The following is a 13,122-nucleotide window of genomic DNA, read 5'->3' on the forward strand; positions in this document are numbered from 1 at the left end:
TCTATCCGGGTATAAAAAACGCCACAATTAATAATAATTGTGGCGTCTATATTTTGATTACAGAAGTCTCAGGCCAAGCACTAATCAGCCAGTAATCTTGACCGGATCAAATTCAGCTATCTTCGCCTTCCACTCAGCCGGGCCGGTTTCATGGACAGAACTGCCCTTTGTATCAACCGCCACGGTGACCGGCATATCCTTTACATCAAACTCGTAGACCGCCTCCATTCCCAGCTCGGGAAAGGCAATAACTTCTGCCTTTTTCACTGCCTGCGCCACAAGATAAGCAGCGCCTCCGACGGCCATCAGGTAAGAAGCTTTGTTATCCTTGATCGCTTCAATGGCCACCGGGCCGCGTTCGGATTTACCGATCATGCCGATCAGGCCGGTCTCTTCCAGCATGGTGCGGGTGAACTTGTCCATACGGGTTGCAGTGGTCGGGCCTGCGGGGCCAACAACCTCATCACGTACAGGATCAACCGGGCCTACGTAGTAGATAAAGCGGTTCTTCAGATCAACCGGCAGTTCTTCGCCTTTGGCGATCATATCGGTCATCTTCTTATGGGCCGCGTCACGACCTGTGAGCATTTTTCCGCTCAGCAGAACAGTGTCACCAGGCTGCCAGGCTTCCATATCTTCTTTAGTCACAGTGTTCAGGTCGACACGGTGAACATTCTCGCCCACTTCCCAGCTGATATCCGGGTAATCATCCAGACTCGGAGGCGTCAGTTCCGCAGGGCCACTGCCGTCCAGCACGAAGTGCGCGTGACGGGTTGCTGCGCAGTTGGGAATCATGGCCACAGGCAGAGACGCTGCGTGGGTGGGGTAATCCATGATTTTGACATCAAGAACAGTGGTCAGACCACCCAGACCCTGAGCACCAATACCCAGTCTGTTTACAGCATCAAAGATTTCCAGACGCAGCTCTTCCGCACGGTTCTGGGGACCGCGCTCTTTCAGTTCGTGGATATCAATGGGGTCCATCAGGGACTCTTTGGCCATCACCGCAGCTTTTTCTGCAGTACCGCCAATACCAATACCCAGCATGCCGGGAGGACACCAGCCCGCGCCCATTGTGGGAACAGTTTTTACAACCCAGTCCACAATGCTGTCGGAGGGATTGAGCATCACCATCTTGGATTTGTTTTCAGAGCCGCCACCTTTCGCAGCCACCTGAATATCAACGGTATCACCGGGAACCAGTGCGGTATGAATAACAGCCGGCGTATTGTCTTTAGTGTTCTGACGCTTACCCGCAGGATCCGCAAGAATGGAAGCACGCAGAACATTATCAGGGTGGGTGTAGGCCTGACGGACACCTTCGTTAATCAGGTCATCCAGGCTTTTTTCGGTTTCAAAGCGGACGTTCATGCCCACTTTGACAAAAACAGTCACAATACCTGTGTCCTGACACAGGGGACGCTTACCCGTGGCGCACATACGGGAGTTAATCAGAATCTGGGCCATGGCGTCTTTAGCCGCGGGAGACTCTTCACGCTTCCAGGCTTCGTGAACACCCTGGATAAAATCAACGGGGTGGTAGTAGGAAATAAACTGCAGGGCGTTGGCAACGCTCTGGACCAAATCATCTTCACGGATAACCGTCATAGTGAAACCCCGTTCTCAGGCAATGCTTTGCAATCATTATTATCAGGCGCGGCCATTATATCACCGGGATTTCCGCTGTCTGCCCATAGACAATAAAACCTGCAAAACCCTGGCTCTAAAATGCGTTCAGGCAGTGATCCACAGCCATTTATTCAGAATATCCTTTACCCGGACACTCAGGCTTTAATACACTTCACGGGTAACAGACCCGGAACATAATGCTGATTCGCCATGGCTGTTATTCAATTTGAAGAACACATGCTGGATTGCCCGCCGGGTGATTCCGTTCTTGATACCCTTCTGCGTCATAATGTTCAGGTACCCTGGTCCTGCCGGGCCGGTTTATGTCACTCCTGTATGGTTCAGGCGACTGAAGGTGATATTCCCTTATCTGCTCAACATGGCCTGACCCAGGAACAGCGACAGCAGGGTTTATTACTGGCCTGTCAGTGCCACCCGGATTCAAAGCTGGTGATGCAGCCCCTTCGCCGGGCCCTGCAGCCCATGCAGGCCATTATTACCGAGATAAAAGACCTGACTCCCACACTTCGGGAACTGACTTTTTCTCCACGGCTTCCTGTCAATTACCGTCCGGGGCAGTTCTTGAATATCTCCCGCGACAAGAAGGAACAGGGCAGCCGTTATACCCTGGTTTCCCGCCCCTGGGCAGAACCTGATTTAAGGGTTCATATTATCCGCAGGGTTGGGGGATATTTTTCCGCCTGGGTATTTGATGAAGCTAAACCGGGCACCCAGCTCTGGTTGCAGGGACTGGCTGGAGAATGCTGCTATCAAGCGGACCATCACGGACCATTAATTCTATTTGGCACGGAAGTCGGTGCTGACGCAGCACTGGCAACAGCAGAAGATGCCATCTGGCATAATCACTCTCAGCCTGTTCATGTGCTTCTGCAAACAGAACATCTGGAAAACCATACCCACAACCTGTCGAATAATCTTATCCAACAGGTCTCCGGTTCCGATATTCACGAAAAAGCCGCCACCCTTATTAATAATTCAGCATTTCGCCATGCCAGATGGCTGTTGTTTGGTCAATCCAAACTGGTACTTGCCCTGACTGCATGGCTGGGGGAACAGGGAATTACCTCAGACAAGATTTTTCCGCTGGCCTATCGATCGCGGTAACAGAATGGAAAACCCGTAACAGGTATTGATCTCCGAGAGGGGGGAATTTAGTCAAATTTTTATAAATATTTCTGTTCCTGAAACTGATGTGGTTTTTTAAAAATAGAAGTCTTTAATCCTTACAAGTTGCTACCGATACAGCTGGAGGAACTTCGACCGGAGTCGGCGAACCGATTTTCTCAATGTAGATATAGTTTTCAGGGAAATTCCTGGGAAGAGTTCCCCTTAAATAGAAATCATCAGCTGCAACGGTATAGGTTTTGCCTTTTTCCACGAAACCAACCTCATCATTGGTTTCTGGTTCAGGGGTAGTCATATACTCAACGTTATAGCTCCGGAACTCTACATCAGTGGCCCCTGACTTTCTAAACCCCTCCATTATTTTCTTATTTACGGATTCTCCATAACAAATGACCATATCAATCTGCTTAGGCTTTAGTTTTTTAGCTACTGTACCGAGAAGCTCCCCAAACTCCTCTGCCCTGTATTTTATGTATTGATCTTTAAACTCAAACCCTATCATCCCGCTATCTTCCTGCTCTGGTTCTCCTGCATGGGTATTGACAACAATTCGCCCATTATAAGAAATTGTTTCGCCTGAACTGAGTAATCTTAACCACCTTTCACTTGCCTTAATTGATTCACTCTCTGCTGATAATAACTTTGAGTAACGGGCCATTCTTACAGGAATACGCCATCGCCTTGAATCAAATGCGCCAAAATTTAAAAAACCAAGTTCGTTAATTTCCAATGACATCGTAGGTGAATGCATCATAAAGGTAGCGACTTGCTCATAACTGCTTAAAAGAAGAGGACGATCACCATAACTCATGGGGCTTCCCTTAATGGTAAGAGGGAAAATAACCGCCCCCCCTGATTGCACCATTAGAATGCCTGCTATAAACAACAGTTCTTTTCTATATTTCATAAGGTACATCACAAGACTTTAACACTTACACTGCTAGTTTTTAATTCTAGATATGGCTAACTAACTTATCCAAAATTTTCTGTCATCCCTTCCCTGAATACTGCTAATAAATAACGCAGGTTCGGATAAGTATCCGGAATCACTCGCACAGGTGCCGCGATAATAAAACCGGGATTAAGGGTCATTGGCAAAAGAGAACTCCGGCATTGGCCCAGCCAGCGCTCCCTGCCAACGCCCAAAGCAATATTCAAAGCAATGTCCACACCAGCAGTATCTGTACCCTGATGTTCATACTTTTACTGATTGCAGATTTTGCCGAGAGTTTAATCAGTCGTCAGCGTTTTCACCTGTTGGAGACTGCGGGTCTGCTGGAGTTCCTCCTCTGCGGCGTTCAGGCCAATAAACTGTACCGGCCCATCTCCAAGCAGCAGCTCTCCATCATCCGGCGAGTAAGAAGGGGATGTCAGCTCGGAGTAACGGAGATAGTATGTCTTCCCGCCAGTCGCGTTCAGAACAAACTGACTGATACGGTTAAAATTCACAGGCTGGTCTTCAAGAAAAGTATCTTCAAAAAAGAACATGTCCATTCCGAATACCGGCCGTTTGAACAGCAGATTATAAGCGCCGGGCTTAAGGAAAAACATACCGTAGCTATTGCTGCCTATGCTCAGCTCTTTTTTGCCATTGATGTAAACGCTGGGGGCTTCCAGTTCATCTTCTGCCCACTCGCTGTAGGGACGGTAAATCACCAGCAGAGCCTGATCATCACCAGGCAGAGAAACCGGCTGATATCTCAGGGGGGAATGGGACTCCCCAAGAAAACTGCACCCTTGCAGAAAAGCCAGTAAAAATACAAGAAAGCAACCCGTTTTAGCCCTGAGCATTATTTTTATCATTCTCCATCAGGCGGTATTTCAGCAAGAGCTGATTATAGAGCAGCGGTTATTCCCGCAAATTGACCTTATCACATCAGACATGATATCTAATGGTCAATGGCCTTATGTTTCAAACCTGTAAAGTTTATTAATGGAAAGAAGCCCCGGCCATTCCGAGAAAATGCCAAAAAGAATAACAAGAATGCCAATAGTCATGGATCGTGTCCTTACCTCCGCTGTACTGCTTACCTTCTGCCTGTCGAGTAATGCCTGGACAGATGAAGATAACCCGGACAAGCCCGTTTACGATATCGGGGACAACTTCCACCAGTACCCTCCCGATTACCGGGAGCCAGATCCGGAAGCGCCTGTACGCTATGGCCGCACAACCGCAAAAAACTTTCCCCTGCAACCCCTGGAGCAGGAGGAGCTGGCCGCAGCCCAGGTTCCCGGTGCCCTGCAGGTGACCGCCGCAGGTCAGACTCTCAGTGAACAGGAAACAGAAATTATTAACGGTGATGGCGCTGTCACCATTGAAGAACTGGAAAATACTGCTGTTAAACTGAACACGCTGCAGCTGCCATCAGGCCAGGGAGTAAGTAATACCTCAACTATTACCATCAATAACCAGACTTACAGCGTGGGCAACACCAGCAATGTAAACGTACAGCTGGATGCTGTGATTACCACCAGAAATTAAAACCCGTTCAGAGACTGCTCACGACTTTCCAGCAGTCTCATTCTCTTCAAACCAATGCTTTAACGCGACCCGCACCCTGCGGGACTCGATCAGGAACTCCGGATTAACTTCTCCGCTCCCGACACGGATATGTTTATCCAGGGCTTCCAGTTGCCGGACATCAATGCCAATATGATGGCTACGGATATAGTCGATCATGGCCAGGGCCGGTCCATTCAGAATCTGGTGCTCTCGGGTAGTCATAACAATGCCTGCTCATAGTCACATTCAACAAGTTATCGACGGTCCACAGGTTAATATTTAGAGCCTGTTCATGATCCTGGAATCAAGGAAGGTTCTGTTATGGGAAGACCTGCAGGTTTCAGTAAAGAAGATATTCTGGAGCGGGCCATGGACCCGTTCTGGCGTAACGGTTATGAGGGCACCTCCCTGCGCCAGCTGGAAGAAGCCACCGGCCTGAATCCCGGCAGTCTTTACCATCATTTTAAAAATAAGGAAGAACTGTTCCGGGCTGTTCTGGAGCATTACATCGAACATCACCTTCTGGCTCGTCTTGCCCACTATCTGAACAATAATAACCCTTTAGAAGGACTGCGCCTGTTCTTCACCACCAGTTACCGACAGGATGATATAAAAGACTACCGCTGTGGCTGCCTGATGGTGATGGCCATGATGGAGGGTCAGCGCCCTGCCCTTACGCCATTAATCAAAGATGCCTTAACCCGATTAAAAAACGGGTTTTCCGCCGCACTGGGAGATACCCATAAATCATTAGCCAACTCATCATCAGATCAGGGACGTATTCTTCTCGACAACTACCTTTCCCTGCAGCTTTCCGGTCACCTGTACGGCACTCGGAAAAGCCTCGACGCCCATGTCCGGTCTATCTTTGAGCAACTGCCGTCGGGCAACTGAGACTGTATAATGCCCGACTGTATTTTCACCGGTCGCAGCTATAAGCGCCAGCATCTGCACTTTTTATCGAACGATCGAACTATCGAGCATCAGCCAACTTATGAGCATTACCAACCTTATTGTTCACCGTATTGAGCGTCGCCCGGACGCGAACGCTTCCGAGCTGCGAACCCGTACCACACCACTGGCCAGTAACAATATCTGTGAAAGCTTTCTGGAAGACCTGATCGCCGCCTACAATAAAAAAGGCGACAAGGGCCATGGTGCTTTCGGCGGTGAAGCTACTGTGTTCCGCACCCAGATGGAAGCATATCTTATGGAAGAGAGCCTGGAAGGTCGCATGACCTTTACCGAGTTCAGCCTGACAGTGGCCGAAGGTCTGAAAAACAAGCTTGATGAAGCCGGCATGTTCCCCGGTGGTTTTATTCTGGTGGCGCACTACACCAGCGGCCTGACCAATTATTTGATTGTCGCCACACTCCCACCGGCCACCAGCACGACAATTACCGAACAGCTGGAACTGTCTGACACCACTCACCTGGACCTTGCCCGTTTAAGCCTGGCGGCACGCATCAATATCAGCGAATGGCAGAACAATCCCAACAGCTCCCGCTATATCTCCTGGATCAAACCACGGGCCGGGCGTCGTCTGAGTGACTGCCTGACCACTTTTCTTGGCTGTGAGGAAACCGGCGATACCAAGCAGGATACCACCCAGCTGATGACCGCTGTCAGTGACTACTGCAAAACCATCGAAAACGACGGTGAACGCAGTGACGTGAAAAAGAAAGTTTACGAATACTGCGATAACCAGCTGCAGGAATACAAAACCATCTCTTTGGGAGAACTGTCCGCCCATCTGAACGAAGATGCCCCGGAAGGGTTCGAACGGTTCGTGAATACCCGTGACTATGATGTAAACCCCGATATCCAGCCCAGCCGCAGCCAGCTGAAAAAGCTGGTACGTTATACCGGAAGGGACAAGGGCCTGAATATTGCCTTTGACTCTGATGTTCTGGGCACCCGGGTACAGTACGACAAAGAGCGTGACACCATCACCATTATCGGCGTACCCGACGCTCTTAAAGAACAGCTTGCGAACAATTAATTTCGACAGTCACTAAGACCTGTTGAGGTTTTATGATCGGATCAGTGGCTCTCAAATAAGAATGAGGTCAGCTATGGGCGAGCATCGCAGGATTCGCGTCTGGGATTTACCAACACGGCTATTTCACTGGCTGCTGGTGCTCTGCTTTGCCGGACTCTGGTACACAGGCACAGAAGGAGATATGGATAATCACCTGCGGCTTGGGTACACCATGGTCGGCCTGCTGGTTTTCCGTCTGGGCTGGGGTTTTGCCGGCGGACATTTCAGCCGTTTCCGCGCTCTGCTGCTCGCCCCCAGGCACACGCTGAACTACCTCAAAAAAGGCATGCATACGGATTACCCCGGCCATAACCCTCCGGGCAGCTGGGGCGTGGTATTTATCCTTCTGGAACTGATCATACAGGTGGGAACCGGCCTGTTTGCCAATGACAGCATTCTTACAGAAGGTCCACTGGCGCAGTTTGTCAGTGGCAGCACCAGCGACTGGATGACCACAGTTCACTCCTGGAACTTCGATATCCTGCTCTGGATTATCGGGCTGCATATCGTCGCTGTACTGTTTCATATCATCGTCAGGAGGGAAGATATTCTTTCGGGAATGATTACCGGTCGCCGCTGTATCCACCTGAGTTATTCCGAACCTGACCGGCATTCCTGGGAATATTTTATTCTGCTGCTGTTGCTCGTCATCATGGTAGTATCATGGCTCTCCGACCAGGCCTGACGCTCATATAGCCCTTTTCCCTGCCGATATGCCCTTGCAATTGGCGAGTGCATAGCCGGCGGAGAAAAATAATGTCCATGAATGTAGGCAGAGGTGGAGGCGTTGGTCCTCTCCAGCCCCCTGTCACCCAGCCTCAGGAACAACCCCAGATTCGCCAGCCCCAGGAACAGGCTCCTTCTCCGGCCCGGGGCAGAGGACGTGCAGGACGCGCCTTTAATAATGTTCGCAACTTTAACAACCAGCCGATCAGCCAGGATCTGTTGCAGGTTCAGCAGTGGCTGACCAACCTGAGACACGCGGACCAGCCTGGCCGCTCTGCGCCACCACCTCCAGCTCGCCAGGAAGCACCACCCCCGCCACCACAGCCTGAGACACAAAATCTTCAACCCAGAGGCCAGGAAGCCGTAGCTCCGACTCCACAACCTCCTGCCCCGGCATCTACACCTGCGCCTGCGCCAGCAGCACAGGAACCGGCACCCGCTCCAGAGCCTGTACCGTCCCCTGTGGAGACACCTTCACTTGATGACACCCAGAAAGCCACCCTTGCCAGTGGCATACAGAAAATGTCTAAAGCTTTAGGCATGTCAAAGACCGAGGTGTCCCGTTTTGTTCATGCCCGGGCAAAAGGGAATGACCAGCTGCTTGCCTATCATATGGGCCAGCAGGGTATGGACACTGCTGACGCCAAAGGTCGGAAAGTTGTCGCGGCTCTCGACAAGCTGCTGCAGAGTATCAACGGTGCCCCGGAAGCTATTGCCAACCGGACAGCCAGAACCTTTGTACTGGGAGATGCCAAAAAGCTGGCTGAGGTCCTTGAAGTTCCTGCCAGCCTCGCCGTCGATCTCGGTGCCCTTACCCATCAGGAGCATGACCGTTTTCTCCAGCTGGCAGAAACCTCCGGGGTAAGCCAGGAGAAAGCTAACGATATGCTGACCGGTTTTGAGAAACTCGCGAAACAATACGACATACCTCCGCAAAAGCTGGATGAAATGTTTGGCGAAGCCTCACAGGCTGTGAATACCCGAATTGGCAAAAATATGAAGCAGGCTGCCGCAGACCTGAATCTGAATACGGAAACCATGAATACCATGGCCCATGCCGTGCTTACCAAAAACACCCAGAAATTTATTGAAGCCGGGCGACAAATCAGCCTAAGTAATGGTGAACTGAAAACCCTGTTGCCACAGGTGAAGAAACAGGTGGCCGAGATGCAGCAGGGTGCTGTCATTACCGGAGAGAAACTGCTCAGGTTTACCAGCAATACTTCCATCCAGAACCAGATCACCAAAGCCGGAGCTGCATTCAATCTGGAAGACGACCAAAGTCTTCTTCTGGCCGCAGCCTACGCCGATGGTGGGCAACAGAGCTATAACACCCTGGCAGCAGAGCTCGGTCTTGGCGATAACAGCGCGGAGCTGCTTGGCAAATTCCAGGGGTTCAATGCTGGAGACATCAGCCTGGCAACAAACAATGTTGACAACATACTGGTCCAGAATCGTCTGGTCAGAGAGTTAGGGCTACAGGCTGAACCCATACAGTGGCAGACCTCGAAAGAAGTACCCACTCAACAGCCCATGACCTTTATGGCAACGGTTGAGCCAATGGTACAGGCCACAGGGGTTCCCACAAATACAGAAAAAATACCCCAGGAAAATATTGACCAGGTACGCCACGTCAAGCTTGAAGACCGCCAGCAGGAGTTAATGGCCCAGATTGACGAACTGGCGGACAGGCGCAAGGAAGTCTCTCTGCCCCATATTCGGGAAACCATTGACGCCAAAATTAATTCACTGACCGAAGAGCTGAATGGCATCACCAATGAAGTGGATACGATTGAAACGGTGGGCCACGCGCCAACTCCAGCCCAGAGTGCCAGAATGAGACTGGTGGAACAGTTTGAACAGCAGAAAGAAAAACTGGCCTATATTGAACAGCTGGCCGCAGCAAATCCGATGATGGCAGCGATTCATTCCATAACCATCGCCACTCTTAAAATCGGCATTCAGGCCACAGAGAAACAACTTCAGTAACTGGTTCAGTAACTGGATAACACCAGAGCAGGGAAAGCCTCATGTCAGGACAATTTCAAAAGCAAGCCCAGGAGCAGCCCACAGACAAGGCCGTCGCACACGCCATGCAGCGTGTCTACAAACACTATAAAAAGCATTACGACGATGTGAACGTCCTGTGTGAAACCGTCGGCCTTGCCCTGTCCCCAAAAATGCAGTATTCGCATACCTCCGATAACACTATTGATTTACCGGAGATGGCCGCCCGGGCTAACCAGAAACTGGAGCTGTTCCAGAAATACAGTGCGGATATTCAGGACATTACCGCCCTTAACATGGAGAAGAATCCACAATTGGCAAAAGCCCTGGCTGATTACAGGCAGGAACTGGAAGTGCTTTTCGGATCAATACAGGCTGTGCGGGCGAAAGCGCCGAAAACCAAACGGAAAGCCGGCGTCAAGGCCAGAACCAGAAAGTTCTGACCCTGCCGATTCATAAACTCTTAATTACTTATGCTTGAACTTTTTATGGCAGGCACCGCAGTTTTCCCCCATAGCCTTAAACGCAGGAATACTGTCTTTCAGGCTGCCACTGGCTGCGGCCATTTTTAATTTGTCCGCATGCTCCCCCAGTTCGTTCATCAGCTTGTCGAACTCCGCCTTGTTCTTCCAGATATCCTCTTTGGCTTTTGAATCACTGGTCAGGAGATTCTGTTCAAATCCTTCATGAATCCAACGGGTCACTATGGCCAGACGATCAGCATCTGTCTGGAACTGCCTGGCGTCAAACGGCTGCTTGCCTTTTATCATGGCACCCATATCACCGAAGTAGGTGCCAATCAGAGTCATATGGGCCTGGCGAAGGTGAACAGCTTCATCGGCTTTATTAAAGTGCACCGAATGGGCAGACACACTGGCCATCATTGCAACAGTCGCGGCGGTTGCCAGAACATAGCCTTTGCCGAAAAACGCAAGCGGAGTTTTCATAGGAATCCTCATTGGGCGTGTTTTAGTATTTTTGTTTCAGGCCAGTTCAGCTTAGTAGCACAGAGGCAGGCAAACCAATTCACACAGGATAAATATGTCTGACATGAAAAAAGCCACACCGCGAACGGTATGGCTTTCTTAATTAACGATAAAAACTGCGAAAGGAGTTTATACGTTAAAGCGGAAGTGCATCACATCACCATCTTTTACAATGTACTCTTTACCTTCAAGGCGCAGGCAACCAGCTTCCTTGGCACCCTTTTCACCGTTGTACTTGATAAAATCATCGTAGGCGGTCACTTCAGCGCGGATAAAGCCACGCATAAAGTCGGTGTGGATAACGCCTGCAGCTTCCGGCGCGGTTGCACCCACTTTCACGGTCCAGGCGCGGACCTCCTTCACGCCAGCGGTGAAGTAGGTTTGCAGGTTCAGCAGCTCGTAACCGGCGCGGATTACCCGATCCAGGCCCGGCTCATCCATGCCCAGATCAGCCAGAAACTCATCCCGCTCTTCATCGTCCAGCTCACCAATTTCTGCTTCCAGCTTGTTGCATACAGGAACAACAACCGCACTCTCGGCGGCCGCCAGTTCCCGTACCTTATCCAGATAAGAGTTATCTTCAAAACCGTCTTCATCGACGTTGGCAATATACATAGTGGGCTTGGAAGTCAGCAGGAACAGCTGCTTCATCAGCGTTTTTTCTGCGTCATTCAGCTCAAGAGCACGGGCCGGACGGCCTTCTTCCAGGGCAGGAATGATCTTTTCCAGCAGGGCTACCTGGGCTTTTGCGTCCTTATCACCACTCTTGGCCACACGTACCACACGCTTCAACTGCTTTTCACAGCTGTCCAGGTCTGCCAGGGCCAGCTCGGTATTGATGATTTCAATATCCGCGACAGGGTCAATATGATTGGAAACGTGGATGACATTTTCATCCTCGAAGCACCGCACCACATGGGCGATAGCGTCGGTTTCCCGGATATTGGCCAGGAACTGGTTACCCAGGCCCTCACCCTTGGATGCGCCTTCTACCAGGCCGGCAATATCCACAAACTCCATGGTCGTAGGCAGAACCTTTTCAGGATTTACGATCGCGGCCAGTTTATCCAGGCGCGGATCAGGCATAGGCACAATACCGGTGTTCGGCTCAATGGTGCAGAACGGGAAGTTTTCGGCATCAATGCCGGCCTTGGTTAATGCGTTGAACAGCGTGGACTTACCCACATTCGGCAGGCCAACAATGCCGCAGTTAAAACCCATAATGCAATCCTGTCAGGAAATCGAAAAATCAAAGAGCGGAATTATACGAAGCTGTTGGGCAAGGCGCAAAAGATGGATGACTCAGGGAGTGCAGCCATCAGGGGGAGGAATATCTGCCACGGGCGTTACCGGCCCGGGTTTTCCCAGAACTTTGGTGAGTCGAATACCTTCCGGCATGTCAGCAGGGAAGTTGCCCCGGGTTATAAAATCAGACACTGGAGAGGAGTACGTCTTCCCGTCAGGACCATCAACCTCAAAAAACACAGATTCACCTGCTTCACGGGCCATACAGGGTTTTCCGTCCACGGCATTAAACTCCAGATTGGTATAATCTGCCGGAAAAGCATCGAAAAACTCTTTAATCGCTGTATCACCATGGCAAACATTGAGATCCAGCCTTTGGGCCTGGATGCCATAATCCCGAAGCAGGGTATACATCTCAGTGGCCGCAGATGAGCCCGGCACAGTTACATCCATCGTGCCGTCTTCACCTACAGCATATTCAAACGCGATTTTATCCGAGTCTGTCCCATGGTGGGCATCAAGAATAACCCGCCCGTTAAAATCCAGCTTATCGCCAGAACTGCGCAGCTGCCCCAGTAACTTGCGAGACCTGTTAATCAGTTTTAGCTCCTCCGGGGAAGCCCAGGATTTCCTGAACCCCATAGGGGCAAAGGCAGCATAATGGAGAAAGCCGACTGCATTCTCCGGAGCCAGCAGGGTTCCATCACTAAAATAACCCCGCACACCATCCCATGTGCCGATGATCAGGGGCCTGTCACTGAAAGGTAACTGATCTCCATTGAAGTCAATCATTTTGATGGGTGCCCAAACACCCGTAGAAAGAGTCAGGAACAGGGAAA

Annotated in this window: 15 protein-coding genes; 7 read left to right on the plus strand and 8 right to left on the minus strand. The window is 50.6% G+C overall.

Going from position 1 to position 13,122, the window contains the following annotated elements:
- Nucleotides 1-84: 84 nt before the first annotated feature.
- Nucleotides 85-1,608: a fumarate hydratase gene (locus ACY2RQ_RS09670; RefSeq protein ID WP_490112762.1), complete on the minus strand. Its 1,524-nt coding sequence runs from the start codon at nt 1,606-1,608 to the stop codon at nt 85-87.
- A 231-nt stretch (nt 1,609-1,839) separates the two neighbouring features.
- Between ACY2RQ_RS09670 and ACY2RQ_RS09675 the strand changes: the two genes are divergently transcribed.
- Nucleotides 1,840-2,754 (plus strand): 2Fe-2S iron-sulfur cluster-binding protein, encoded by a 915-nt coding sequence (locus ACY2RQ_RS09675; protein ID WP_490112763.1) that lies wholly within the window; start codon nt 1,840-1,842, stop codon nt 2,752-2,754.
- Nucleotides 2,755-2,866: 112 nt separating this feature from the next.
- Here the strand turns inward: ACY2RQ_RS09675 and ACY2RQ_RS09680 are convergent, their stop codons facing one another.
- From ACY2RQ_RS09680 to ACY2RQ_RS09690, 3 genes are all read right to left on the minus strand, one after another.
- Nucleotides 2,867-3,682 carry a hypothetical protein gene (locus tag ACY2RQ_RS09680; protein ID WP_490112764.1) on the minus strand — a complete coding sequence of 272 codons (816 nt, stop codon included), beginning with the start codon at nt 3,680-3,682 and terminating at the stop codon, nt 2,867-2,869.
- 65 nt (nt 3,683-3,747) lie between these two features.
- Entirely contained in the window at nt 3,748-3,945 is a 198-nt protein-coding gene (locus ACY2RQ_RS09685) for a hypothetical protein (protein WP_490112765.1), read from the minus strand.
- 60 nt (nt 3,946-4,005) lie between these two features.
- Complete coding sequence (locus ACY2RQ_RS09690) at nt 4,006-4,566, minus strand: DUF2846 domain-containing protein (RefSeq protein ID WP_490112766.1); 561 nt, start codon at nt 4,564-4,566, stop codon at nt 4,006-4,008.
- A 193-nt stretch (nt 4,567-4,759) separates the two neighbouring features.
- On the opposite strand from ACY2RQ_RS09690, the gene ACY2RQ_RS09695 reads away from it, so the two are divergent.
- Entirely contained in the window at nt 4,760-5,257 is a 498-nt protein-coding gene (locus tag ACY2RQ_RS09695) for a hypothetical protein (protein ID WP_490112767.1), read from the plus strand.
- Between the two features lie 18 nt (nt 5,258-5,275).
- Here ACY2RQ_RS09695 and ACY2RQ_RS09700 read toward each other — a convergent pair whose 3' ends face one another.
- Nucleotides 5,276-5,500, minus strand: coding sequence for a hypothetical protein (locus ACY2RQ_RS09700; RefSeq protein ID WP_490112768.1), 225 nt, complete (start codon nt 5,498-5,500; stop codon nt 5,276-5,278).
- 99 nt (nt 5,501-5,599) lie between these two features.
- Between ACY2RQ_RS09700 and ACY2RQ_RS09705 the strand changes: the two genes are divergently transcribed.
- From ACY2RQ_RS09705 to ACY2RQ_RS09725, 5 genes are all read left to right on the plus strand, one after another.
- Nucleotides 5,600-6,172 (plus strand): TetR/AcrR family transcriptional regulator, encoded by a 573-nt coding sequence (locus tag ACY2RQ_RS09705; RefSeq protein ID WP_490112769.1) that lies wholly within the window; start codon nt 5,600-5,602, stop codon nt 6,170-6,172.
- 100 nt (nt 6,173-6,272) lie between these two features.
- Nucleotides 6,273-7,280 (plus strand): nucleoid-associated protein, encoded by a 1,008-nt coding sequence (locus tag ACY2RQ_RS09710; RefSeq protein ID WP_490112770.1) that lies wholly within the window; start codon nt 6,273-6,275, stop codon nt 7,278-7,280.
- Between the two features lie 73 nt (nt 7,281-7,353).
- On the plus strand, nt 7,354-8,004 hold the full coding sequence (locus tag ACY2RQ_RS09715; protein WP_490112771.1) for a cytochrome b/b6 domain-containing protein: 651 nt from the start codon (nt 7,354-7,356) through the stop codon (nt 8,002-8,004).
- 77 nt (nt 8,005-8,081) lie between these two features.
- Nucleotides 8,082-10,034: a hypothetical protein gene (locus tag ACY2RQ_RS09720; protein ID WP_490112772.1), complete on the plus strand. Its 1,953-nt coding sequence runs from the start codon at nt 8,082-8,084 to the stop codon at nt 10,032-10,034.
- Nucleotides 10,035-10,075: 41 nt separating this feature from the next.
- Nucleotides 10,076-10,495 carry a hypothetical protein gene (locus tag ACY2RQ_RS09725; RefSeq protein ID WP_490112773.1) on the plus strand — a complete coding sequence of 140 codons (420 nt, stop codon included), beginning with the start codon at nt 10,076-10,078 and terminating at the stop codon, nt 10,493-10,495.
- A 24-nt stretch (nt 10,496-10,519) separates the two neighbouring features.
- On the opposite strand, the gene ACY2RQ_RS09730 is transcribed toward ACY2RQ_RS09725, so the two are convergent.
- The 3 genes from ACY2RQ_RS09730 to ACY2RQ_RS09740 all read right to left on the minus strand — a co-directional run bounded on the left by ACY2RQ_RS09730 (nt 10,520) and on the right by ACY2RQ_RS09740 (nt 13,075).
- The gene (locus tag ACY2RQ_RS09730; protein ID WP_490112774.1) at nt 10,520-10,999 is read right to left on the minus strand and encodes a c-type cytochrome; all 480 of its coding nucleotides are present in this window, start codon (nt 10,997-10,999) and stop codon (nt 10,520-10,522) included.
- 168 nt (nt 11,000-11,167) lie between these two features.
- Entirely contained in the window at nt 11,168-12,259 is a 1,092-nt protein-coding gene (ychF, locus tag ACY2RQ_RS09735; protein ID WP_490112775.1) for a redox-regulated ATPase YchF, read from the minus strand.
- Nucleotides 12,260-12,340: 81 nt separating this feature from the next.
- Nucleotides 12,341-13,075 carry a hypothetical protein gene (locus ACY2RQ_RS09740; RefSeq protein WP_490112776.1) on the minus strand — a complete coding sequence of 245 codons (735 nt, stop codon included), beginning with the start codon at nt 13,073-13,075 and terminating at the stop codon, nt 12,341-12,343.
- Between the last annotated feature and the right edge of the window lie 47 nt (nt 13,076-13,122).

This window comes from Parendozoicomonas sp. 209JJ7-1 (assembly GCF_058147085.1).